Here is a 24,304-nt window from a genome sequence, read left to right on the forward strand (position 1 = left end):
TCGTTACCTCCGATCGGATGCGCGCGTGCGCACCATGCCCCTGATCTGTCGTGCCGCCACCGAGAGGGTGGCGAGGTCCAGACTTCCAGACGCGAATATCTCGTCGAGCGCCGCCCTCGCACGGACGAGTTTGGAGCCGTTGGACGACTCCCAGTCCTCGATTATCTCCTCGGTCGACTCCCCGGGTTCGGCGCCGGCGAGCACGTCGAGGACGAGCGACCGCAACGAGCCGTACAGGTCGTCGCGCAGCGCGAGTCGTGCCAGCGAATGCCAGCGGTCGCCCCGTTCGAGGCCGGAGACCGCCGTGAGCAGGCGGTCGACGCCGAGATGCGCGTCGAGGGCGTAGTAGAGGTCGGCGACCTCCGCCTCGTCTCGTTGTTCGATGTCGGCGATGTCGATGACGTCGAGCAGCGGGAACTGGTCGAGGAGCCGGAAGACGACGCCCGTGAGCTCCTCCGGCGCTCCTCGTTCGAGGAGCGGGCGGGTACGACGAAGGAAGTCCTCGGCGTGGTGCCCGCGCATCCAGTCCGCGACCCGCGGTGCGAGACGCGCGAAGGCATCGCGGTAACGGCTGATCTCGGCACCGACCGCGAGGGGCTGCGGTCGCGTGGCGAGGAGCCGGCGCGACGCCCGGTCGAGCACGCGGCGGGATTCGAGCAGCAGGTCGTCCTCGATGTCGACAGGCAGCCCAGCGGCCCGGATCTCGTCCCACAGGGCCGGTAGCCCGAAGATGGTGGTGACGGCGGTGTAGGCGCGGATGGCGTCGGTCGCCGACGCCCCGGCCTCCTCGGCGAGTCGGTAGACGTAGGTGGGGCCGCCGTTGTCGACCGTGGTGTTGGCCAGCATGGTCGCAACGATCTGCCGACGCAGCGGATGCGTCCGGATCCCGGCCCGGAACCGCTCGCGCAGAGCGGGCGGGAAGTAAGCGGGCAGGATCGACGCGAAGGTCTCATTGTCGGGCAGGTCCGTGGCCAGCAGGTCGTCGACGAGGGCGAGCTTGACGTGGGCGAGGAGCTGCGCCAGCTCCGGCGACGTCAATCCCTCCCCCGCCGCTTCACGACGATCGAACTCGGCCTCGTCGGGCAGGGCCTCGAGGCCGCGGTCGAGTCCACGATCGAGTTCCAGGGCTGCGAGCATCCGACGGTGCACCCCCAGCAGGGACGGCGCGACGGCCCGCTCGAGTCCGAGCACGGCGTTCTGCGAGATGTTGTCGGCGAGAACGAGTTCGGCGACGTCGTCGGTCATCGACGCGAGCAGCGGATTGCGGTCCTCCGCCGCGAGTTCGCCGGCGGTCACCATAGCGTCGAGGAGAATCTTGATATTGACCTCGTGGTCGGAGCTGTCGACGCCGGCCGAGTTGTCGATCGCGTCGGTATTGATCTTCCCGCCGGCGCGCGCGAACTCGATGCGGCCGCGTTGCGTGACACCGAGATTGCCGCCCTCGCCCACGACCCGGGCACGCAGTTCCCGCCCGTCGACGCGCACGCCGTCGTTGCTCTTGTCCCCCACGTCCGCATGGGTTTCCGTCGACGCCTTCACGTAGGTGCCGACACCGCCGTTCCACAACAGGTCGACGGGTGCGCGCAGGATCGCGCGGATCAGTTCGGGCGGTGGGAGTGCGGTGACGTCGTCGGGCAGGTCGAGCACCGCACGCACCTCGGGACCGACGGGCACCGACTTGGCCGTCCGGTCCCACACCCCGCCCCCGGCCGAGACGAGTTCGGTCGAGTAGTCCTTCCACGACGACCGCGGCAGTTCGAACAACCGGCGCCGCTCCTCGAACGACCGCTCCGGATCGGGATCGGGATCGAGGAAGATGTGCCGATGGTCGAAGACCGCGACGAGCCGGATGTGCCGGCTGAGCAGCATGCCGTTGCCGAAGACGTCACCGCTCATGTCACCGATGCCGACGACGGTGAAATCGTCCGTCTGCGGGTCGGATCCGAGTTCGCGGAAGTGACGCCGGACGCTCTCCCATGCACCGCGCGCGGTGATGCCCATCTCCTTGTGGTCGTAACCGGCGGAGCCACCTGACGCGAACGCGTCGCCGAGCCAGTAGCCGTATTCCGCCGCAACGGAATTCGCGAGGTCGGAGAATGACGCGGTGCCCTTGTCCGCGGCCACCACGAGATACGGGTCGTCGTTGTCGTGACGCACGACCCGCTGCGGCGGGACCGTGTCGTTGCGGGCGGCGTCGAGGTTGTCGGTGATGTCGAGCAGACCGGCGATGAAGCACCGGTAGCACCGCTCGCCACGCTCGCGGACGGCGCGCCGGTCCGCCTCGGCGTCACCGGTCGGACGCGGGGCGTGCTTGACGACGAAGCCACCCTTCGCACCCACGGGCACGATCACCGCGTTCTTCACGGCCTGCGCCTTGGCCAGGCCGAGCACCTCCGTGCGGAAGTCCTCCCGGCGGTCGGACCAGCGCAGACCACCGCGGGCGACGGGACCGAACCGCATGTGGACGCCCTCGACGCCCGGGGCGTAGACGAACACCTCGAAAGCCGGTCGCGGCTGGGGTAGTTCGGCGATCCGTCGCGGATCGAACTTGAGCGACAACGCCCGGCCGTCCGGGCGCTCGTGCCCGATACCGCCGGCCACGTAGAAGTTGGTGCGCAGGGTCGCACGGATCAACGAGAACAGTCCCCGGAGGATGCGGTCGGTGGCCAGGGCGGTCACCTCTGCGATCGTCGTCGTGAGTTCCTCGGCGATCTGCTGTTCGCGTTCGGCGGAGGCGTTCTCCGGATCGAATCGGGACTCGAACAGCCCGACGAGCAGCGCCGCGGTGTGGGGGGCGCCGAGCAGCACACCTTCGATGTTGTACTGGCTGTACGGAAATTCGGTCTGGCGCAAGTACTTCGCGTAGGCGCGGAGAAGCACGATCTGCTTCCAGGTGAGCCCGGCACGCAGCACGAGCTGGTTGAACCGGTCGGTCTCGACCGCCCCCCGCCAGGCCACGGTGAAGGTGTCGGTGAGACGATCCGCCAGGGTCGGATCGGCCTCCACGATGCCGTGCTCGATGTCCTCGGGCAGGCAGAGTCCGAAATCGTATATCCCGCACTCGATTCCGTCCGATCGCGGCAGCCGGTAGGGCCGCTCGTCGACGACCTCGACGCCGAGGCTCTGCAACACCGGGAGGATCCGGCCGAGGGTGACCGTCTCGTCGGCGATGTACAGGGTGAAACGCAACGACAACGGATCGTCGGAACCCGGACGGTACAGGTGCGTGTCGAGATCGCCGGAGTCGAGCGCTTCCAGACGCCGCAGGTCGTCCAGGGCACGTTCGGAGCCGAAGTCCTCCTTGTACGCCTCGGGCACGACCTCGGCGTACCGCTGCACCAGCAACGGATCGAGATCGCCGGTCGCGGCCGCCGCCTCACCGAGCCGATCGGCCCAGTTGCGGGTCACTTCCGCGAGCATCGCCTGGATCCGCAGGCGGTTCTCCTCGGAGGTGTCCACCTCGCGACGTGCGCGCCCGGAGAAACGGATCGTCACGTGCAGCAACGCGAGGTCACGTTCGGAGACCCGCGCGGTGTAGTCGAGTACGCCGCCACCGAACTCGCGCAACAGGATGTCCTGGATCGCCACGCGCACCTTCGTCGTGTAGCGGTCGCGCGGCAGGTAGACGAGGCACGAGATGTACCGCCCGTAGGTGTCGACGCGGACGAACAACCGCACCTGCCTGCGGATGCCGACCACCGCCGTGACGGTCTCGTAGAGGGTGTCGGTGTCCATGGAGAACAGTTCCGCGCGGGGCACCGTCTGCATGATCTCGAGCATCGCCTGGCCGCTGTAGGACGACAGCTCGACCCGCGCCCGCGCGACGATCTCCCGCACCCGGCGCGAGACCACGGGGATGTCGAGGATGTTCTCGTGCAGAGCGGTCACGGTGAGGACACCGAGGAAACGATCCTCCCCGACGAGCGCGCCGTCGGCGTCGAGCCGGGCGACGCCGACGAAGTACGGATAGACGGAACGGTGCACGGTGGCGGGAAGCGCGCCCTGAGTGAGCACGAGCAGCGGGCGGCGGCACGTGCCGACCTCACCGGGCAGGTCGAGCGGGTCCGCGACCGAGGCATCGGTGCGCAGCACTCCCCTGCCGCTGCCGGGCACGGGCGTCGCGCGCACGTTGTCGTCGCCGCCGTCGGGAACGAAGTCGTAGCGCCGGTAGCCGAGAAGGGTGAAGTTCCCGCCGCTCAACCAGCGCAGCAGTTCGGCGGTCTCGGTGAGCTCGTCGGCCGTGTAGTGCGCCGGCGGATCGGCGGCCAGGCCGTCGAGCGCGTCCGCGAGGTCGCGCTGCAGGGCGTGCATCTTCCCGGAGTCCGACGCCACCTGCCGCACATCGGACAGTACGCGCCGCAGGCCGTGATCGATCTCCTCGAGCGATTCGTCGTCGACGGGCCCGCGCAACTCGATGTGCATCCACGATTCGGCGACTCCACCCGAGGCCCGTCCGCCTTCGTCGGCCAGGCGCTCGAGGTCGCCCTCGGCGGTGCGGCGCGCAGACAGGACGGGGTGGATGACCGTCGCCACCGAGACACCCAGCCGGGACAGCAGTGCCAGCACCGATTCGACGAGCAGCGGCATGTCGTCGGTGACGATCTGTACGGCGACACCCATGCCCTCGGTGCGGCGCACACCGACGACAGCGGTGCCCGGTGCGCGGCGACGACCGAGACGGACGTGCTCGAGCGCGGCCGCGCCGTGGTCCGTGGTGAACTCTCCGGAGCTCTGATAGATCCACTCGAGGACCGCCTCGGGAGAGGCATCACTGTCCGTTGCATTTGTCTGCACCACAGCCGGATCGGCCATCGACACCCTTCCTGCTCTGTCGGGCGGATACTCCGCGCGCCGCGGACGGACTCGTGATCGAGCCTATCCGCGGCGCGCAATCGGGGGGTCGGAACCGGCGGGTCGGGTAACAGCCGGGCCGGTCGACAGGATGTACCCGCTCAGCCGGTGGGCGTGACGGCGCGGTGCCGGTCGAGCACCCCCCGTACCTCGTCTGTCAACGGCTGCGACGTGTCGGTCTCGGGATCGAAGCCGACGAGCACGGTGTCGGCGACCGCGCACACCACGCCGTCCCGGTCGAGGATCGTCTGACGCACCGTGAACGAGCTCGTGCCGAGACGCAGCACCGTCGTCTCGACCTCGATCGGCGCCGAGGAATCCTTGATCGGACGCAGGAACTCGACGTCCATCTTCCGGAGCACGACGGCATCGCGGGCCGGCAGCTCGCTCCGGAAGAACTTGATGCGCCCTTCCTGCAGGTATTCCACGACCTTGGCGTTGTTGACGTGCCCGAGCCGGTCGGAGTCGCCCCAGCGCACCTCGACCGGGCACCGGTAGGGCCGGTGGCCGTTGCGCTCAGTCACGCGTGAGCTTCCGGTGCGTGACGCGGTGCGGACGTGCCGCATCGGCTCCGAGACGCTCGATCTTGTTCGCCTCGTAGGCCTCGAAGTTGCCCTCGAACCAGAACCACTTGCCCTCTTCGACGTTGCCCTCCCACGCCAGGATGTGGGTACAGGTGCGGTCGAGGAACCAGCGGTCGTGGGAGATCACGACGGCGCAACCCGGGAACTGCTGCAGCGCGTTCTCGAGCGACGACAGGGTCTCGACGTCGAGGTCGTTGGTCGGCTCGTCGAGGAGGATCAGGTTGCCGCCCTCCTTGAGCGTGAGCGCCAGGTTCAGGCGGTTGCGCTCACCACCGGAGAGCACACCGGCCGGCTTCTGCTGGTCGGGACCCTTGAACCCGAACGCGCTCACGTACGCGCGCGACGGCATCTCGTTCTGCCCGACCTCGATGAAGTCGAGACCGTCGGAGACCACCTCGAAGACCGTCTTCTTCGGGTCGATGTTCGCGCGGTTCTGGTCGACGTAACTCAGCTTGACCGTGTCGCCCACCTTGACGGTGCCGCTGTCGGGCTCCTCGAGACCGACGATGGTCTTGAACAGCGTGGTCTTGCCGACGCCGTTGGGACCGATGACACCGACGATGCCGTTGCGCGGCAGCGTGAACGACAGGTCCTTGATCAGGACACGGCCGTCGAAGCCCTTGTCGAGGTGCTCGACCTCGACAACGACGTTGCCCAGACGCGGCGGCGTCGGGATCTGGATCTCCTCGAAGTCGAGCTTGCGGTACTTCTCGGCCTCGGCTGCCATCTCCTCGTAGCGGGCCAGACGCGCCTTGTTCTTCGTCTGCCGTGCCTTGGCACCGGAGCGGACCCACTCGAGTTCCTCGCGGAGCCGCTTCTGCAGCTTCTGGTCCTTCTTGCCCTGGACCTCGAGACGCTCGGCCTTCTTCTCCAGGTAGGTGGAGTAGTTGCCCTCGTAGGGATGCAGCTTGCCGCGGTCGACCTCGCAGATCCACTGCGCGACGTGATCGAGGAAGTACCGGTCGTGGGTGACGGCCAGCACGGCGCCCGGGTAGGACGCGAGGAACTGCTCGAGCCACAGCACCGACTCGGCGTCGAGGTGGTTGGTGGGCTCGTCGAGGAGCAGCAGGTCGGGCTTGCTCAGCAGCAGCTTGCACAGCGCGACACGGCGGCGCTCACCACCGGAGAGATGGGTGACGGGCTCGTCCGGCGGAGGGCAGCGCAGCGCGTCCATGGCCTGCTCGAGCTGCGAGTCGAGATCCCACGCGTTGGCGTGGTCGAGCTCCTCCTGGAGCTTGCCCATCTCCTCCATCAGCTCGTCGGAGTAGTCGGTGGCCATGAGCTCGGCGATCTCGTTGAACCGGTCGAGCTTGACCTTGATCTCGCCGAGGCCCTCCTCGACGTTCTCCCGGACCGTCTTCTCCTCGTTGAGGGGCGGCTCCTGCTGGAGGATGCCGACGGTGGCCTCCGGATCGAGGAAGGCCTCGCCGTTGCTGGGCTGATCGAGCCCGGCCATGATCTTGAGAATCGACGACTTGCCCGCGCCGTTGGGTCCGACGACGCCGATCTTCGCGCCGTGGTAGAAGCTCATGGTGACGTCATCGAGGATGACCTTGTCACCGTGCGCCTTGCGCACCTTCTTCATCGTGTAAATGAACTCCGCCATGACCACCAGCGTATCGGTCGACGGTCGATAACCCACATCGTGCGACCACGGGATGCCCGGGCCGCGCCCGCGTCAGCGCCGCAGCAGCTCCGCGACGAAGCCTGTCGTGTCGGGCAGCGACGCGAACATCGTCTCCGAATGCCCCGTCGGGTACGTCCGGAACTGCGCGTTCGCGCCCCCGGCCCACAGGCCCCCGATCAGTTCGAACGCGAGCGGCGCGGGCACCGTCGTATCGCGCAGACCCTGCGCGAGGAACAGTGGCCGGTCGTAACCACGGGTCGGCACCGCGACATAGTCGGTGAAGGCGGCGCGGAACCGGTCGTCGCTCAGTGGACGGGCGAGGACCTCACCGATGCCGACCTCGCCGTAGCGGTCCATCAGCTCGTCGTAACAGAGTCGCTCGGCGGCGTCGACCACCTCGCGACCGAGGGGAGTGAGGTATCCGTCGACGTCCAGGGAAGGATCGGCGTCGCGCAGACCCGCGAAGATGTAGGCGGCGAACGCCGTGAGCCCGTCGAGGCCGAGATCGGGGAAGCCCGGGAATCCGAGCGGGAACAGGTACTCGAGGTTGGACGGGGCGCCGGTCGTGAGCGTCCCGCGAAAGTCCAGTTCGGGCGCGCGGGAGGTCGCAGCGTGCGCGGTGTGTAGACCGGTGTGCCCACCCTGCGACTGGCCGATCACGACCCAGCGGTCGGACAGCGACGGTTCGACAGCGCGTCCCGCCCGCACGATGTCGATGACGCTGTTCGCGGCGCTCTGCCCGTCCAGATAGCGGTGCAGCCCGCCCGACCCGAGGCCCGGATAGTCGGCTGCCACGACGGCATAGCCCTGCCCGAGCCAGTGGTCGAGATAGGCAGTGTCGCGCGGTGTGCGCGGCAACCGCGAGGGCGCGCACGAATCGTCGAGACCGACGGTCCCGTGGGCCCATGCGACGACGGGCCACCCGCCCTCGGGCGGCGTGCCGGGAGGGACGAACAGTGCCCCGGTCGCCGTGGTCGGGGTGCCGTCGCGCCACTGCGTGGTGTAGGCGAGGACGCGAGCCGAGGACGCCCCGGGCAGGGACGATTCCGGGTCGAGCGTGGCGACCTCGACAACCTTTCCCGGCGCCGGGTTCGCGCCCACCGCGGGAGGTGACACGACGGTCGTCAGCAGTGCCAGAGCACCGGCGAGCAGCAGGGCGGGGACGTGCGTGGTACGGGTCACGCCGAGGACGATACGGACCGTCCGGCCGCGGCGTCCGTATTCGTCCGATTCGCCGCGGCGCGACAGGATGTGCACGTCGGATCGGCGCGGCTAGCGGCCTTCGCGGTCGCGGCGCGCCAGCTCGGCGAACATCGCGTTGTGTGCCGCGAGATCGGCGTCGTCGTCGCGTTCGGCGGCCCGGTCGACACGTCGCGCCGTGCGCCGGTCGCTGCGCGACCACTGGACGAGCAGGGCGAGCATCACGAGCACGAGCGGGATCTCGCCGGCCGACCATGCGATGCTGCCGCCGACCTTCTGATCGGAGAACAGGTCGTAGTTCCACGGTAGTGCCAGGCCGCGGTAGTAGCTCTCGGCCATCACCGTGCCCATGCTCATGAGGGTCACGCCGAAGAAGGCGTGGAACGGCAGCGAGCCGAAGACCATCGCCAGCTTCGTCACGGGCTGCAGGTCGCGTGGCGACGGGTCGACGCCGATCACCACCCAGTAGAACAGGTAGCCGCTGAGCAGGAAGTGCAGGTTCATCAGGACGTGGGCGGTGTGACTGTCGATGAACGCGGTGAAGATCCCTCCGAGATACAACGCGTAGAAACCGCCGACGAACATCACCGATGCGACGATCGGATGCGTGAAGAAGCGCGACAGCGGGCTGTGCAGGAACTCGAGGATCCATTCGCGCGGTCCGGGAGGGGCGTTGCGGCCGGCCGGCTTGAACGCACGCAGGGCGAGGGTCATCGCCCCGCCGAGCGCAAGGAGCACCGGGGCGAGCATCGACAGAGCCATGTGCGCGCCCATGTGCACGCTGAACATCGCCGGCGAGTACATCCCGACGCCCGAACTGGTGGCGACGAACAGCACGAAGCAACCCGAGAACCAGGCGATCGACCGGCCGGCCGGCCACGAGTCGCCGCGCTTGCGCAGCGTCCACAGACCGATGGCGTAGGCGGCGGCGAACACGAGAGCAGCCGTGCCGAAGATCAGGTCGAAGCGCCACTGGCCGAAGAACAGGCTCACGAACGACGGCGGTACGTCGAGCTGGTAGCCGAGCTCGACCTCCTGGATCGTCGGTACCGAGGCCGGCGGCGGCGGGGGCGTGCGGCCGAGTCCCACGGCCAGGCCGATGGTCGCGGCGAGGACGAACGCCTCGGCGAGGGTGAACCGGACGAGAGCGGACCGGCTGGTGGGGTCGGCCTCGAGGGCCGGAAGCGCCCGGCGTCGCTGAGCCCAGCCGAAGATGCCGAGCAGGACCAGCGCGACGGTCTTCGCGAGCAGCAACCCGCCGTAGGTGGTGGTCGTCAGGTCGTCGAACGACATGCGGACCGCGGCGTTGATCACGCCGCTGACAGCCATCACGACGAACGCGAGTCCGGCGACGAAGGAGAACCGCCGGGCGGCGACATCGGTGTGCTCCCCTCCCCGCATCGAATGGGCGAGCAGCGCGAACAACCCGCCGGCCCAGACGGACGCCGCGCCGAGGTGCAGCACGAGGCTGTTGGTCGCCATATCGTGCGAACCACCCGACGAGGAGTGCCCGGTCAGGGCGATCGGCATGAGGGCGACGAACGACAGCAGCAACAGATACGGCGTCCACGACCAGCGCACTGCGAGTCGGGTCAGCAGCGCGGTGATCAGCGCGAGCACGGTCGTCCAGGCCCAGGCCAGCGCGACCTCCACCTGACCGAGCGCCGAGAACAGGTTCTCCGGACGGATGGCCTCACTCAGCGGACTACCGGAAGTGTCGGACAAGGTCAGCGGCACCATCAGCGCCGCTGTCACGGCCCACACCGTCGCCGCGACGCCCGCCGTCCGCACGGCGCGATAACCGCCGACGTCGAGTACCCCGCTCCGCTGCGGGGGCACGAGGAAGGCGGCGAAGAACAGCGAGCCGATCGTGATGACCGTCGCGATCTCGGAGATCGCGCGGACCGCCGGGAGACCGTAGGTGGTGAGCGGACCGGGATCGGGGATGCCGAGCAACACCAGAGCCTGCGCAGCGGACAGTCCGACCGCGAACGCCGCGACGAGGGCGGCGAGGAGGCCGAAGAGAATCAGCAGTGCCGGCGGGTTTCCCCTCATGGGGGCGGGCGCCGGAGGCTGCGCGGGAGACGCGAGCTCGGATGTTGCCATGCCTACCAGGGTAGGACGTTCACGCCATGACCTACGACACGCCGTCGGAGTCCCCCGTCCCCCGTATCCGTGGACGTAACAACGTCGACGGCGTGCTGCAGGGCCACGAGTGTGTCGGCCGCCACCATCGCGTCGCAGTGTGGAAGCGCGGCGGACATCGACCCGGTCGAGGGCGTGAAACCGGACTGCCCGGCCCGGGGGTTGAGCCACACCAGCCGGTGCGCGCGACGCCGGATCCTGGCCAGGACGTGGGCGAGTTCGGTGGGATCGTCGCTGTCCCAACCGTCGGACGCGACGACGACGATCGCTCCGCGCATCAGGTGTCCGTGATGGGAGGCGACCACCTCGGCGAGCGAACCGGCGATGCGGGTGCCTCCGAACCGCGTCCGTACCCGCTCGTTGGCGACGCCGATCGCCTGATCGACCGACCGGTGCCGGAGGACCGGCGTCAGACGCGCAGCTGTGGTGGAGAACACGAAGACCTCAGCCGTTCCGGTGTGGGCGAGCGCACGCACGAGATGCAGATACACCCCGATGTAGGGACGCATGGAACGGCTGACATCGCAGAACACGACGACCTGCCGCCGGCGTCGACCCGGTCGCGTGCGGATCAGCCGGAGCGGCTCGAACCCGGTGCCGCGGGAGGCTGCGATGCTCGCGCGGATGTCGACGCGTCCGGTGTGGCGTTGCACCCGGCGGCGGGTGCGGCGGATCGCCCAGCGCGCTCCGGCCGCCTCGATCCATGTCTCGAGGAGTGCGAGTTGCGCCGGGTCGAGGTCGTCGAACCGCTGATCGGCGATCTCGGCCAGTGCGCTCGCCACCTCGCGCCCCGGGCGGCCGGGTGCCCGCTCCCCCTCTGCGGATTCGACGATCGTCCTGGTGACCCATGGAACGTCGTGCCCGGAAGTGGGAACCCCGATGGGCCGGCTGGGTCCGTCCGGTGTCGACGCCCCCGGCGCGCCTTCGTCCTCGGGTCCCGTGCGACGGGCGTGCGGGTCGAGCGGAACTGGTGCCTCGCCGAACACCCGGTCGAAGACCGTATCGAAGGTGGACAGGCTCTCGTACCGGTCGACGAGGGTGAGCCGCGCGGTCCAGTACAACCGAGTCCGCGTGGTTGGCGGACACGCACGCAAGCCGCGCGTGAAGGTCGCCGCTCCGTCCGCCGGGACCACGATCCCGGCGGACCTGAGCCGGTCGACCAACGCGACTGTGAAGGCGGCGTGATCGACCCCGGGGAGCAGCCCGGCGCTCATTACACTTCGGTGGAGACGAAGCGGGTCAGCGCCTCCCCCAGCGCGTCGCCGTCGTCGGGAGTCTTCGCCAGTGCCGCGAGCGACATCGCCGCTTCGGGCCGGACGAGGTCGGTGACACCGAGCGCGGCGAGGGCCGATACCCAGTCGATGGTCTCCGCGATTCCGGGTGCCTTGTCGAGATCGAGTCCGCGGGCCACCGCGACGAAATCTGTGGCACGTTCGACGAGCGCGAGGTTCGCCGATGGCACCGTGCGACGCAGGATCGCCACCGCCCGGGCGCGGTCGGGGTAGTCGATCCAGTGGTACAGGCAACGTCGCCGCAGTGCGTCGTGTAGGTCGCGGCTCCGATTCGAGGTCAGCACGACAACGGGCGGGCGGGTCGCGGTGAGGGTGCCGAGTTCGGGAATGGTGACGGCGAACTCCCCCAGGAACTCGAGCAGCAACGCCTCGAATTCGTCGTCGGCACGGTCGATCTCGTCGACGAGCAGAACGGCGGGTGTGTCGCCGCGGTGGCGGACGCAGCGCAGGATGGGGCGTTCGAGGAGGTATTCCTCGGAGTACAGGTCGGCTTCGGCGGGAACGTCGCCGCGCGCCTCGGCGAGCCGGATCGCGAGCAACTGGCGTTGGTAGTTCCAGTCGTAGAGGGCCTCGGCGACCGACAGTCCCTCGTAGCACTGCAACCGGATCAGCGGGCTGCCGAGAATCTGCGCGAGCACCTTGGCGGCAGTGGTCTTGCCGACCCCAGGTTCGCCCTCGAGCAACAGCGGTCGCCCCAATGCGACGGCGAGGTGGATCGCGGCGGCGGTGCCCTGATCGAGTAGGTGATCGTGGCTGTCGAATCTGGCCATCACGTCGTCGACGCCGGTGAAGATGCCCGGAGAGGACGGGTCGGTCACGCGACGTCGTCCTTCTCGAAGCGGCTGCGGCAACCCGGGCAGCAGAACCACATCGTCCGGCCCGCAACGACGAGGTGCGGGGTGGACTCGGTGATCGTGACGGTCATCCCGCACACCGGGTCGACGGCCGTCTGCGGCTTCGACTCCGTCTCCCTCGGCACCTCGACGCGTCGACAACTCTCCTCGGAGGGGCGGATGAGGCTGCCGCTGCGCGCGACTCGCACGATGTCGGCCACGATCGACAGACCGATCTCCGCGGGGGTGCGGGCACCGATATCGAGCCCGACCGGGGTGTGCACGTGGGCACGCTCGTCGTCGGTCGGATCCACCTCGTCGAGCACCGCGGCGCCACGGGTGTGACTGGCGACCAGACCGATATAGCGGCTTCCGGCGTCGAGCGCCGCGCGGATCACACTCCCCTCGTCGCCTCCGTGACTCGCGACGATCACCACCGACGCCTCGGCAGGCACTCGCGTCCCGCGAATCCGTTCCACCGAGTAGTCGACGCGCCGCGCGAAGTCGCTCACGGCGTCGGCCACGGGCGAGTCCCCGAAGACGGCCACCACGAGCGCAGGCATCCGCGGCTCGAGAAAGATCTCGGTGGCCCCACCGGACATGCACGGGTTGACCGCGATCGTCGCCCCCGGGGTGTCGGGGAACTCGGCGGCTCCGGCCGGCAGCACCCGTAGGAGCATGCTCTCCCCTCGCTCGAGCACCGTGCGGGACATTTCGCGCACCGAGTTCTCGGTGCACTGTCCGCCGACGAACCCCTCGATCGTGCCGTCGGCGTGGACGAGCGCCCGGTCGCCCGAGTGCGCGGACGTCGGCGGCTGTGCCCGTACGACGGTCGCTTCCACGAACGGGCGGCGTTCGCTGCGCAACTGTGCTGCCCGCACCGCAAGGTCCATGTCCTCGTACTCCGCTCGTTCCACTCGAATCCTTCTGTCGCGTCGCTCAGATCGGCGGGGTCGCGCGACCCTGCATGGCTTCCCACACCCGCGACGGTGTCAACGGCATGTCGGCGTGCCGGACGCCGAGGGGTTTCAACGCATCGACCACGGCGTTGACGATCGCGGGCGGGGAACCGACCGTGGCGGATTCGCCGATGCCCTTCGCACCGATCGGGTGATGCGGTGACGGAGTGACGGTGAACGCCGTCTCGAGCGTGGGTACCTCGAGGGCGGTGGGGATCAGGTAGTCCATGAACGACCCGCCCAGGCAGGTGCCGTTCTCGTCGAACGCGATCATCTCCATCAGGGCCATGCCGATCCCGTCGACGATGCCACCGTGCACCTGCCCTTCGATGATCATCGGGTTGATGCGGGTGCCGCAGTCGTCCACGGCCAGGAACCGGCGGATCTTCACCTCCGCGGTGCCGGGATCGACGTCGACGACACAGAAGTAGGCGCCATAGGGATAGGTGAGGTTCTCGGGGTTGTAGCAGATCTGCGCCTCGAGACCGCCTTCGAGACCTTCGGGCAGATCGCCGGCGCCGTGGGCCCGCATCGCGATGTCCTGGATCGTGACCGCCGCCGACGGGTCGCCCTTGACTCGGAAGGTGCCCTTCTCCCATTCGAGATCGGCGACGGAGACCTCAAGCATGCCCGATGCGATTATCTTCGCCTTGTCGCGCACCTTGCGGGCTACCAGCGCGGCGGCCGCGCCGGACACCGGTGTCGAGCGGCTTCCGTAGGTGCCGAGCCCGAAGGGGGTGTTGTCGGTGTCTCCGTGGACGACGTCGATGTCGTCGGGCGGGATGCCGATCTCCTCCGCGACGATCTGCGCGAAAGTCGTCTCGTGTCCTTGCCCCTGGGACTGCACCGACAATCTCACCACGGCCTTGCCGGTGGGATGGACACGCAGTTCGCAGCCGTCGGCCATGCCGAGACCGAGGATGTCCATGTCCTTGCGCGGACCGGCGCCGACGGCCTCGGTGAAGAACGACATGCCGATACCCATCAGCTCACCCCGTGCGCGGCGTTCGGCCTGCTCGCGGCGCAGCTCGTCGTAGCCGACGATGTCCATGGCCTTGCGCATGGTGGTCTCGTAGTCGCCCGAGTCGTACTTCCAGCCGGTCTTGCTCGTGTAGGGGAACTGATCAGGGCGCAGGAGGTTTTTCAGGCGCAGTTCCGCAGGGTCCATGTCGAGGTCGTAGGCGAGGCAGTCGACGAGCCGTTCGACGAAGTACACGGCCTCGGTGATGCGGAACGAGCAGGCGTAGGCGACGCCGCCGGGTGCCTTGTTGGTGTAGACCGCGGTCATGTGGGAGTAGGCGGCCTCGATGTCGTAACTGCCGGTGAACACACCGAAGAAGCCGGCCGGATATTTCACCGGGGCCGCGGTGGCGTTGAAGGCGCCGTGGTCGGCGAGGACACGGGACCTGATCGCGAGGATGCGACCTTCCTTCGTCGCCGCGATCTCCCCGACCATGATGTAGTCGCGTGCGAAGCCGGTGCTCATGAGGTTCTCGCTGCGGTCCTCCATCCACTTCACCGGATGACCGGTGACCAGCGACGCGACGATCGCTCCGACGTAGCCGGGGTAGATGGGGACCTTATTGCCGAATCCCCCGCCGATGTCGGGTGAGATGACGCGGATCTTGTGCTCGGGCAGACCCGCCACCAGCGCGTACAGCGTGCGATGGGCGTGCGGGGCCTGTGTGGTGGACCAGAGCGTCAGCTTCCCGGAGATCCGGTCGTAATCGGCGACCGCACCGCAGGTCTCCATCGGCGCGGGATGCACGCGTGGATAGACGATCTCCTGCCGGGTGACGACGTCGGCCTTCGCGAAGACCGCGTCGGTGGCCGCGGCATCGCCGGTTTCCCAGTCGAAGCAGTGGTTGTCGGTCTTGCCGTCGAGATCGGTCCGGATCACCGGTGCCTCGGGCGACAGGGCCGTGCGCACGTCGACGACCGGGTCGAGCATCTCGTAGTCGACGTCGATCAGTTCGAGGGCGTCGCGCGCCGAGTAGTGGTCGTCGGCGACGACGAAGGCGACCTCCTGACCGTGGAAGCGCACCTTGTCGGTGGCCAGCACGGCCTGTACGTCGTTCGACAGCGTCGGCATCCAGGCGAGCCCCTTCTCTGCCAGATCGGCGCCCGTGATCACCGCCCGCACCTTCGGGTGCGCGAGGGCGGCGGACGTATCGATGCCGTTGATGCGCGCATGCGCAACCGGCGATCGGAGCACCGCGAGATGCAGCATGCCGGGCAGCCGGACGTCGTCGACGTAGTTGCCGCGGCCCCGCACGAACCGCGGGTCCTCCTTGCGCAGCATCCGGCCGTGTCCGCACGGCTTGCCATCGTTGTCCTGTTCCTCCGGGCGTGTGTCCGGTTCGACCGCGGTCATCACGACACCTCCGTGGGTTGCGCCTTCGAGGAGTGTTCGGCGGCCCACCGGACCGACCGGACGATGGTGGTGTAGCCGGTGCAGCGGCAGATCTGCCCGGAGATCGCCTCGCGGATCGTCGCCTCGTCGGGGTCGGGATCGCGGTCGAGCAGGGACCGCGCGGTGATCATCATTCCCGGGGTGCAGAAGCCGCACTGCAGTCCGTGGCAGCGCACGAAGCCTTCCTGCACGGGGTCGAGGACACCGTCGCGTTCGAGTCCCTCGACGGTGAGCACCTCGTGGCCGGCGGCCATGACCGCCAGCGTGGTGCACGACTTCACCGGCTCGCCGTCCACAGCGACGACACACGTACCGCAGTTGCTCGTGTCGCAACCCCAGTGGGTTCCGGTCAGACCGAGGTGGTCGCGCAGGAAGTGCACGAGCAGCGTCCGGGGTTCGACGTCGGCGGTGACACTCTCGCCGTTGACCGTCATCGAGATCTGCATCGGTTCACACCCTTTCGGTGACGCCGAGACGTTCGGCGGATTGGCGCAGGGCCCGCACCGTCAACTCCGATGCGAGGTGACGCTTGTAGGCGGCGGTGCCGCGCTGATCGGTCTCGGGATCGCATGCCGACGCGGCCGCCGCTCCCGCCTCGCGGAAGAGTTCCTCCGAGGCCGGCGAGCCGCGCAACAGCTCGGACACCCTCGACAGCGCCGCCTCGTCGGCGCGCACCGCCGTCAGCCCGACACGCGCGTCGGCGATGCGTCCGTCGTCCGACATCCACAGCGCGGCGCCCGCGGCGGCCACCGCCCAGTCGCCGGTGCGACGCTCGACCTTCTCGTACGCACTGGCCCCGGTGCCCTTCCTCGGCAGCCGCACCTCGACGAGCAGTTCGTTCGGGGCGACCGCCGTCTCGTAGGGGCCGAGATGGAAGTCGTGGAAATCGAGCTCGCGCACCCCGCCCGGTCCGCGTACGACACAGGTCGCGCCGAGCACTGCACACACGGTGGACAGATCCTCGGCAGGATCTGCCTGACACAACGACCCACCGAGCGTTCCACGATTGCGGACGACAGGATCGGCGATCACGCGCTCGGCATCGCGGAAGATCGGGAAGATCCCGGCGAGTTCGTCGGATTCGAGAAGCCGGCGGTGCCGGACCAGGGCACCGAGGCGCACGGACCCGGGTTCGAACACGATGTGATCGAGTTCGTCCGCGAGATCGTTGATGTCGATCAAGTACTCCGGATTCGCGAGCCGAAGTTTCATCATCGGCAGCAGACTGTGCCCGCCGGCGACGACCCGGGCCCCCTCTCCGTGCCGGTCGAGCAACTCGACGGCGTGATCCACTCCGGTGGCACGCTCGTACTCGAATGGGCCAGGAACCTGCATGAAGAACTCCCGCCATCAGGTGGCGCGGACCGGTTTCCCCCACCAGCCGCCCACGATTCCCCCTTGGTGCGCCCATAGTAGACCCGACTCGAGATCGATGCGACGAAACGGGCGAATCGGAATCGAATCGTTCCCTTGCGGTCGACGGTGTGTGCCGTAACGCCGCCGTCGTCCGGAGTCCTCGGCGGCGCGAGCGGATAGCGTGGAAGGAGCCGACCGGCGGACCCGACGGGAGCACCACACAGATCCATGGACGTGATCAACGAATTCATCATCGGCCAGGCCGCAGCCCTGTGGGTCTACCCGTTGCTCTTCGCCGTGTGCATCCTCGACGGCTTCTTCCCACCGGTGCCCAGCGAGACCGTCCTGGTGACCCTGTCGTCCCTCTCCGGCTCGACCGGGCGTCCTTACCTGTGGATCGTCATCGTGCTCGCGGCGCTCGGCGCGATCATCGGTGACAACATCGCGTACGCGATCGGACGGAAGGTCGGTACCGAACGGTTCCGGTGGATGCGCCGCCCGAAGGCACGAGCCGCATTCGCGTGGGCGCGGCGCGGACTCGACAAGCGCGGCGCCGCAGTGATCCTCACGGCGCGATACATCCCGATCGGCCGGATCGCTGTGAACATGACGGCCGGAGCGACCCGCTACCCGCGGCAGAAGTTCGTGCCGCTCACGATCCTCGGTGGCACGACCTGGGCGCTGTACTCGGCGTTCGTGGGGCGCCTCGTCGGCGGTTGGTTCGAATCGCAGCCGCTGTTCGGCGCCGCGGTCGCCATCTGCGTCGCGGTGGTCCTGGGTGTCGGAATCGACCATCTCATCCAACGGTTCAAGACCGGTCGAGTGGACGTTCCGCGGGGCGAATCGAGCCCCGACGACGAACGGGGCAGCACGCTCGAGCGCTGACCCCGGCGGGTACGAGGGTGTGTGCGGCGGCCCCGGGGAGCACCCGCTAAGATTCTGGCCGCGCCTCCGTAGCTCAGCTGGATAGAGCAAGAGCCTTCTAATCTCTAGGTCGCAGGTTCGAGTCCTGCCGGGGGCACCTCGACCGCCGGCGGACCACTCGTCGCGGGGCCGCACATCATACCGGTGAACTGGGCGTTTCGCCCGGTAGACAGGCCGTTCGGATCGTGTGTTTCTCATCCCACCTTGCCGCAGGGTTAACACATGCTAAGGGCCACGTCCTATAGTTCTCGTCGTAAATCCCGTGTTACAGAATCCTCACAGAGTCAGGTAGGTGGGCGTGTCGACATCGGACCGCATCGAAGAGATCTACGAGCAGGTCAAGGCCCGCAACGCAGGTGAACCCGAATTCCACCAGGCTGCGGCCGAAGTGTTCGAGTCTCTGCATGTCGTGCTCGAGCGGCACCCCGGATACTTCGAATCCGGTCTGATCGAGCGCCTGTGCGAGCCGGAGCGGCAGATCATCTTCCGCGTGCCGTGGATCGATGATCAGGGCAACGTCCACGTCAACCGTGGCTTCCGCGTGCAGTACAACAGCGTTCTCGGCCCCTACAAGGGCGGGCTGCGCTTCCACCCGAGCGTCAACCTCGGCATCGTCAAGTTCCTCGGCTTCGAGCAGATCTTCAAGAACGCCCTCACCGGCCTGCCCATCGGCGGCGGCAAGGGCGGCTCGGACTTCGACCCCAAGGGTCGCTCCGAGCAGGAGATCATGCGCTTCTGCCAGTCGTTCATGACCGAGCTGCACCGCCACATCGGCGAGTACACCGACGTTCCGGCCGGTGACATCGGCGTCGGCGGCCGCGAGATCGGGTACCTGTTCGGCCAGTACAAGCGCCTCACCAACTCCTACGAGTCCGGCGTCCTTACCGGCAAGGGCCTGACCTGGGGTGGTTCGCAGGTGCGCAAGGAGGCCACCGGTTACGGCGCGGCCTACTTCGTCAACGAGATGGCCAAGACCGCCGGCACCTCGCTCGACGGCCGCACCGCCGTCGTCTCGGGTTCGGGCAACGTCGCGATCTACGCCATCGAGAAGATCCACCAGCTCGGCGGCACCGCGATCGCGTGCTCCGACTCCTCCGGCTACATCGTCGACCGCAAGGGCCTCGACGTCGCTCTCCTCAAGGAGATCAAGGAGGTCCGCCGCGGACGCATCTCCGAGTACGTCGACGAGCGCGGCGACGCCGAGTTCTTCCCCGGCGGCAACATCTGGAACGTGCCGTGCGACGTCGCACTGCCGTGCGCCACGCAGAACGAACTCGACGAGGACTCGGCGAAGACCCTCGTCAACAACGGCGTGAAGATCGTCGCCGAGGGCGCCAACATGCCCACCACCCCGGGCGGCATCAGTGTCTTCCGCGACGCCGGAGTCGCCTTCGCGCCCGGCAAGGCCGCCAACGCCGGTGGTGTGGCGACCTCGGCGCTGGAGATGCAGCAGAACGCCTCGCGCGACTCGTGGCACTTCGACTACACCGACGAGCGTCTCGCCGGGATCATGGCCGACATCCACGGCCGCTGCGTCGAGACCGCCGCCGAGTACGGCAAGCCGGGCGACTACATCCACGGCGCCAACATCGCCGGCTTCGTGAAGGTCGCCGACGCCATGTTCGCACTGGGCGTCATCTGACGCTGTGTTCGCACCGGGCGTCATCTGACGCTGTGTTCGCACCGGGCGTCATCTGACGACCGATTCTTCATGCGAAGTGCGGGTACCGACGAGTTCGGTACCTGCACTTCGCGTTTCGGGTGAAGGGTCGTCCCGCCGGAGAGTGCGGGGACGGCGACTCTAGCGGACGATCTCGCGGCGGTCGTCGGGGAGCCGGCGTGTGCGACCCGCCTTGTCGAGCCGGTCGAGCAACGGCAGGACCACCCGCCGTGTCGTTCCCAGGCGTTCGCGCGCGGCACTGGTCGTGAAGGGCTGGTCCAATCCGCCCAGCAGCTCCACGGCCGTGTCGGCGGCGTCGGGGAGCAGGACGATGCCCGGGCCCGCCCGCCACAACCGTCCGCTGCGTTCGGCCGCGCCGAGGGCCCGGTCGTCGAGGCCGAGCTCGCGTAGGCGATCGGCGGTCGGGGCCGCGAACGGGGCGGCCGACAGGTCGCGGCGCACCTGCTCGACGGCTTTGCGGATCTTCGGCGGTAGACCGTCGGCGCCGGGAGCGATCACCCGCCCCCCGACCACCTCGAGCGGAGGTCGCACCAGCGCCCGGACGAGGTCCGGTGTGGGAAGACGCAGCTGCGACGCCAGCACCGTCAACGGCGCCGCCGGATCCAGTGGATGGGTGCGGGCATGGGCCTGCACGAGTGTGGGCAGCCGGTCGGCGACGGTCTTCGCGAGACCGGGAGCGACGAGCCACGGCCCGACCGTCAGGTGCTCTCCCCGTGCGAGTGGGATGCCCAACTGTCGCAACCGTTGCCGGTGCAGGAGTCCGCGGCGGGCGAGTTCGTCGGCCAGGTGCGGCGTCCCGTCGGCCCCTGCCAGTTGCAGCGCGCGGCGTGCCGCCGCGCCGCGACGCCGGAATCGGGGTGGATCGGGGTCGAGAACGTCGGCTCGCCAGATCATCCGGCGGCCCGGGTCGCGCAGCAACGCGCGGTCGCCGATCCGCAGGGGCAGCGGGCGGTCGAGGGTGAGCCGGACGAGATCGTCTGCCAGCGGACGGCACCGGACACCGACGTCCGCGGCTCCGATGTGCAGCACCGGAGCGACGGGCGGCCGGTCGTCGCCGCTGATCCGAACGTCGACGACGGTGGTGTGGTGCCACGCGCCGGGCGTGACGAGCACACTGCCCCGTCCCAGATCGTCGACCCGGCCGGTGAGATTGAGGGCGACCCTGGCCACGCCGCTCACCGCGCTCCGGTCGCGACCGAGTGCCTGCACGCTGCGGACCCGCAGCGGCGTGTCCCCCAGCACGAGGGTGTCCCCCACGCGCACCGTGCCCGCGGGAAGGGTTCCGGTGACGACGGTTCCGGATCCACGCACGGTGAACCGGCGGTCCACCCAGAGCCGGACGTCGGCCTGCGGATCGGGGTCCGGAAGCGAGGCGACCATCGTCGTCAGTGCGCTCCGGAGGTCGTCGAGGCCCATCCCGGTGCGCCCGCTCACGGCGACGACGGGCGCCCCCGCCAGACTCGTGCGGGCGACCTCCGCCGCGGCCCGCGCGGCCGCGGGTCCCGGATCGGCGAGATCGGCCCGGGTAACGGCGACGACCGCGTGGCGCACGCGGAGCGCGTCGAGTGCTGCGAGGTGTTCGGCCGCCTGCGGCATCCACGGATCGTCGGCGGCCACCACGAACAGCGCGGCCGGGACCGATCCCACTCCGGAGAGCATCGTCGTCAGGAATCGCTCGTGCCCGGGGACGTCGACGAAGGCGACCTCCCCCACCTCTGGCCAGGACGTCCAGCAGTAGCCGAGCTCGATGGTCAGTCCTCGTCGCCGTTCCTCGGCGAGCCGATCCGGGTTCGCACCGGTGAGCGCCTCGACCAGCGTCGACTTGCCGTGATCGACGTGACCGGCGGTCGCGACGACCTGCATCAGGATCCTTCGCGAGCGGCCACGCGCGTCACGGCGTCGATCAGCTCGCCGTCCTCGGCGGGGTCGACCGCGAGCAGGTCGAGCAGCAACCGGCCGCGTTCGACGCGGCCGACGACGGGGTGCTCACCGAGCCGCAACGGGAGTGCGAGATGTTCGGGCAGGGCGATCGCGACGCTCGGCAGGACGACGTCCGGGGCGCCACCGCCCCCGACGACGCCGTCGGAGTCGACCACCTCGGGTTGGCACTCCGAGGGCAGCGCCACGCAGATCGCCTGTGCGCGGGCGCGGAGATCTTCCGGGCGGGAGGCCAGCGCCGACGCCACGGGTGGCATCGGTCCCGTCAGGGTCGCTTCGAGAGCGGCCAGGGTGAGCTTGTCGACGCGCAGCGCCCGCGCGAACGGGTCGCGCCGCAGGCGTTCCACGAGTTCGGCCCGTCCGAGCAGCAGGCCGGCCTGCGGACCGCCGAGGAGCTTGTCGCCCGAGGCGGTCACCAGGTCGGCGCCGGCACGCAGCGCGGTGGTGGCGTCGGGTTCGTTCGACAGCCGCGGATGCGGCGCGAGCAGACCCGATCCGATGTCGACCACGACGGGCGGTCCGAGTCCGGAGAGTTCCCGGACCGACACCGACGACGTGAAGCCGCTGACGGTGAAGTTCGAGGGATGCACCTTGAGGACGAAGGCGGTGTCGTCGTCGACGGCCGCGGCGTAGTCGCTCAGGCGCACGCGGTTGGTGGTGCCGACCTCACGCAGCGTCGCGCCCACGGATTCCAGCAGTTCCGGGATCCGGAAGCCGTCACCGATCTCGACCAGTTCGCCCCGTGCGATCACGATCGAGCGACCACCGCGTGTGAGCACCCGGGTGACCAGGGCGAGAGCCGCGGCACCGTTGTTGACGACGTGGATGCCGCCGGCGTCGGGTACCTGTTCGGCGAGTGCTTCGAGGGCGCCGCGTCCTCGCCGTCCGCGCCGACCGGTGGCCAGGTCGAGTTCGACGTCGGTGGCGCCCGCCGCGGTGGACACCGCCTCGACCGCCGCTCGGGACAGCGGGGCGCGACCGAGATTGGTGTGCACCACCACGCCGGTCGCGTTGACGACGCGACGCAGGGTGGTCGCCTGCTGCGGCAGCGACGCGACCGCGACGTCGGCGACGGCATCGGGCCCGATCTCGCCGTCGCGGCACCGTTGCTGGGCCGCGACGACGGTCTGCTTGACCAGTCGGGCGCCGAGCCGGTCGACGGCCTCGCGCAGGCGCGGATCGGCCAGGACCTGGTCGGTGCGGGGAACGTCCCGCCTCGGATCCGGCACGCGCTCCTCATCCCACGGTCGACGAAAACTTTTGGCGGAGGCGGACGGGAATCGAACCCGCCCAGCCCAGATACTGGGCCACAACGGTTTTGAAGACCGCGACCGTCACCAGACGAGAACCACCTCCGCGCTCACCCTAACCGAAGTCGGGCCCTCGGTTACGACTCGCCCGTATGTTTGGGTTCATGACCGCACACGTCGACTTTCCCGAGGGCGCCATCCGACTCACCCAGTACGCCGCCGGCGGCGGGTGCGCATGCAAGGTTCCGCCGCGTGAACTCGAGCGGGTGCTCGGCGGTCTGCAGGGTGGACGGGCCTCCGGCGAACTGTTGGTGGGTGTGGAGAACGGCGACGACGGAGCCGCGGTCCGGATCGATCCGGCGCCCGACGGGAGCGGCCGGGCCGTCATCGTGACGGCCGACTTCTTCACCCCGGTAGTCGACGACGCCTACGACTGGGGACGGATCGCCGCCACCAACGCCATGTCCGACGTCTACGCGATGGGTGGCACGCCGATCATCGCGGTCAACCTCCTGGGCTGGCCGCGCGAGCTCATCCCGTTCGAACTCGCCGCCGAAGTCATGCGCGGCGGCGCCGACGCGTGCGCCGAGGCGGGTGCCCATCTCGCCGGCGGGCACAGCATCGACGACCGGGAGCCGAAGTACGGACTGGCGGTCACCGGTCTGGGCGATCCGGATCGCCTGCTGCGCAACGACGCTGCCACGCCCGGCCTGCCGCTGACTCTCACCAAGCCGCTCGGTCTCGGCATCCTGAACAACCGTCACAAGGCCACCGGCGAGCGTTTCGAGGAAGCGGTCGCGGTGATGACGACACTCAACCGCAAGGCGGCACAACTTGCGCACGAGGCCGGTGTCCGCGCCGCCACCGACGTCACCGGTTTCGGTCTGCTCGGCCATCTGATGAAGATGATGCGGGCCAGCGGCACGACCGCCGTGATCGACTCCGCGGCCGTGCCGTACGTCGCGGGAGCGCGCGAGTCGCTCGCGGAGGGATTCGTGCCCGGCGGGAGCCGTCGCAATCTCGATTGGGTCCGCGAGCAGGTCGACTCCGAGGTGGACGACGACGAACTACTCCTGCTCGCCGACGCTCAGACGTCCGGCGGTCTCCTGGTCGTCGGGGAGCTCCCCGGCCATCCGGTCATCGGGGAGGTGGTCCCCGCGGGCGAACACGCGATCCGGGTGCGCTGACCCCGACGACCGCCGGACATGCCGACACACCTGCACGGGATCCGGATTAACCGGCACGAAGCGC

At 69.0% G+C, this 24,304-nt stretch carries 16 protein-coding genes and 2 tRNA genes; 4 read left to right on the forward strand and 14 right to left on the reverse strand.

Annotated elements, in window-relative coordinates; genetic code table 11:
- Positions 1-3: 3 nt before the first annotated feature.
- The 11 genes from M3330_RS03295 to M3330_RS03345 form a co-directional block, all read right to left on the reverse strand.
- Positions 4-4,812 carry an NAD-glutamate dehydrogenase gene (locus M3330_RS03295; RefSeq protein ID WP_255026974.1) on the reverse strand — a complete coding sequence of 1,603 codons (4,809 nt, stop codon included), beginning with the start codon at positions 4,810-4,812 and terminating at the stop codon, positions 4-6.
- Between the two features lie 140 nt (positions 4,813-4,952).
- On the reverse strand, positions 4,953-5,375 hold the full coding sequence (locus tag M3330_RS03300) for a thioesterase family protein (RefSeq protein WP_255026977.1): 423 nt from the start codon (positions 5,373-5,375) through the stop codon (positions 4,953-4,955).
- Positions 5,368-7,041, reverse strand: coding sequence for an energy-dependent translational throttle protein EttA (gene ettA, locus M3330_RS03305; RefSeq protein WP_006551119.1), 1,674 nt, complete (start codon positions 7,039-7,041; stop codon positions 5,368-5,370). The genes M3330_RS03300 and ettA overlap by 8 nt, the downstream gene beginning before the upstream one ends.
- Before the next feature lie 72 nt (positions 7,042-7,113).
- The gene (locus M3330_RS03310) at positions 7,114-8,319 is read right to left on the reverse strand and encodes a lipase family protein (protein ID WP_006551118.1); all 1,206 of its coding nucleotides are present in this window, start codon (positions 8,317-8,319) and stop codon (positions 7,114-7,116) included.
- Positions 8,320-8,334: 15 nt separating this feature from the next.
- The gene (locus M3330_RS03315; RefSeq protein ID WP_255026980.1) at positions 8,335-10,368 is read right to left on the reverse strand and encodes a cytochrome c oxidase assembly protein; all 2,034 of its coding nucleotides are present in this window, start codon (positions 10,366-10,368) and stop codon (positions 8,335-8,337) included.
- A gap of 2 nt (positions 10,369-10,370) precedes the next feature.
- Complete coding sequence (locus M3330_RS03320; protein WP_019289028.1) at positions 10,371-11,621, reverse strand: VWA domain-containing protein; 1,251 nt, start codon at positions 11,619-11,621, stop codon at positions 10,371-10,373.
- Positions 11,621-12,469 (reverse strand): MoxR family ATPase, encoded by an 849-nt coding sequence (locus M3330_RS03325; RefSeq protein ID WP_138845521.1) that lies wholly within the window; start codon positions 12,467-12,469, stop codon positions 11,621-11,623. The genes M3330_RS03320 and M3330_RS03325 overlap by 1 nt, the downstream gene beginning before the upstream one ends.
- A gap of 44 nt (positions 12,470-12,513) precedes the next feature.
- On the reverse strand, positions 12,514-13,425 hold the full coding sequence (locus M3330_RS03330) for an XdhC family protein (protein ID WP_037216509.1): 912 nt from the start codon (positions 13,423-13,425) through the stop codon (positions 12,514-12,516).
- A gap of 46 nt (positions 13,426-13,471) precedes the next feature.
- Positions 13,472-15,865, reverse strand: a complete 2,394-nt coding sequence (locus tag M3330_RS03335; protein WP_064060703.1) for an aerobic carbon-monoxide dehydrogenase large subunit — start codon at positions 15,863-15,865, stop codon at positions 13,472-13,474.
- Positions 15,865-16,350, reverse strand: a complete 486-nt coding sequence (locus M3330_RS03340) for a (2Fe-2S)-binding protein (RefSeq protein ID WP_019289024.1) — start codon at positions 16,348-16,350, stop codon at positions 15,865-15,867. The genes M3330_RS03335 and M3330_RS03340 overlap by 1 nt, the downstream gene beginning before the upstream one ends.
- Positions 16,351-16,354: 4 nt before the next feature.
- Entirely contained in the window at positions 16,355-17,239 is an 885-nt protein-coding gene (locus M3330_RS03345; RefSeq protein WP_255026984.1) for a xanthine dehydrogenase family protein subunit M, read from the reverse strand.
- A 249-nt stretch (positions 17,240-17,488) separates the two neighbouring features.
- Between M3330_RS03345 and M3330_RS03350 the strand changes: the two genes are divergently transcribed.
- From M3330_RS03350 to gdhA, 3 genes are all read left to right on the forward strand, one after another.
- Positions 17,489-18,145, forward strand: a complete 657-nt coding sequence (locus M3330_RS03350; protein WP_024100551.1) for a DedA family protein — start codon at positions 17,489-17,491, stop codon at positions 18,143-18,145.
- Positions 18,146-18,207: 62 nt separating this feature from the next.
- Positions 18,208-18,281, forward strand: a tRNA-Arg gene (locus tag M3330_RS03355).
- A gap of 201 nt (positions 18,282-18,482) precedes the next feature.
- Positions 18,483-19,826 (forward strand): NADP-specific glutamate dehydrogenase, encoded by a 1,344-nt coding sequence (gene gdhA, locus M3330_RS03360; protein ID WP_019289021.1) that lies wholly within the window; start codon positions 18,483-18,485, stop codon positions 19,824-19,826.
- 159 nt (positions 19,827-19,985) lie between these two features.
- On the opposite strand, the gene selB is transcribed toward gdhA, so the two are convergent.
- The 3 genes from selB to M3330_RS03375 form a co-directional block, all read right to left on the reverse strand.
- Positions 19,986-21,728, reverse strand: a complete 1,743-nt coding sequence (gene selB / locus M3330_RS03365) for a selenocysteine-specific translation elongation factor (RefSeq protein ID WP_255026987.1) — start codon at positions 21,726-21,728, stop codon at positions 19,986-19,988.
- The gene (gene selA / locus M3330_RS03370; RefSeq protein ID WP_064060701.1) at positions 21,728-23,032 is read right to left on the reverse strand and encodes an L-seryl-tRNA(Sec) selenium transferase; all 1,305 of its coding nucleotides are present in this window, start codon (positions 23,030-23,032) and stop codon (positions 21,728-21,730) included. The genes selB and selA overlap by 1 nt, the downstream gene beginning before the upstream one ends.
- Positions 23,033-23,064: 32 nt before the next feature.
- Positions 23,065-23,159, reverse strand: a tRNA-Sec gene (locus M3330_RS03375).
- A gap of 58 nt (positions 23,160-23,217) precedes the next feature.
- On the opposite strand from M3330_RS03375, the gene selD reads away from it, so the two are divergent.
- Positions 23,218-24,240 carry a selenide, water dikinase SelD gene (gene selD, locus M3330_RS03380; RefSeq protein ID WP_255026988.1) on the forward strand — a complete coding sequence of 341 codons (1,023 nt, stop codon included), beginning with the start codon at positions 23,218-23,220 and terminating at the stop codon, positions 24,238-24,240.
- Positions 24,241-24,304 lie beyond the last annotated feature (64 nt).

Source organism: Rhodococcus sp. GA1 (genome assembly GCF_024321955.1).
Taxonomy (GTDB): domain Bacteria; phylum Actinomycetota; class Actinomycetes; order Mycobacteriales; family Mycobacteriaceae; genus Rhodococcus; species Rhodococcus pyridinivorans.

Coding starts and splice junctions, on each gene's coding strand:
- selB (WP_255026987.1), bottom strand. CDS start 21,728: ATGCAGGTCGTCGCGACCGCCGGTCACGTCGATCACGGCAAGTCGACG.
- M3330_RS03320 (WP_019289028.1), bottom strand. CDS start 11,621: ATGAGCGCCGGGCTGCTCCCCGGGGTCGATCACGCCGCCTTCACAGTC.
- M3330_RS03325 (WP_138845521.1), bottom strand. CDS start 12,469: ATGGCCAGATTCGACAGCCACGATCACCTACTCGATCAGGGCACCGCC.
- M3330_RS03330 (WP_037216509.1), bottom strand. CDS start 13,425: ATGGACCTTGCGGTGCGGGCAGCACAGTTGCGCAGCGAACGCCGCCCG.
- M3330_RS03335 (WP_064060703.1), bottom strand. CDS start 15,865: ATGACCGCGGTCGAACCGGACACACGCCCGGAGGAACAGGACAACGAT.
- M3330_RS03345 (WP_255026984.1), bottom strand. CDS start 17,239: ATGCAGGTTCCTGGCCCATTCGAGTACGAGCGTGCCACCGGAGTGGAT.
- M3330_RS03350 (WP_024100551.1), top strand. CDS start 17,489: ATGGACGTGATCAACGAATTCATCATCGGCCAGGCCGCAGCCCTGTGG.
- selD (WP_255026988.1), top strand. CDS start 23,218: ATGACCGCACACGTCGACTTTCCCGAGGGCGCCATCCGACTCACCCAG.
- ettA (WP_006551119.1), bottom strand. CDS start 7,041: ATGGCGGAGTTCATTTACACGATGAAGAAGGTGCGCAAGGCGCACGGT.
- M3330_RS03295 (WP_255026974.1), bottom strand. CDS start 4,812: ATGGCCGATCCGGCTGTGGTGCAGACAAATGCAACGGACAGTGATGCC.
- M3330_RS03315 (WP_255026980.1), bottom strand. CDS start 10,368: ATGGCAACATCCGAGCTCGCGTCTCCCGCGCAGCCTCCGGCGCCCGCC.
- M3330_RS03340 (WP_019289024.1), bottom strand. CDS start 16,350: ATGCAGATCTCGATGACGGTCAACGGCGAGAGTGTCACCGCCGACGTC.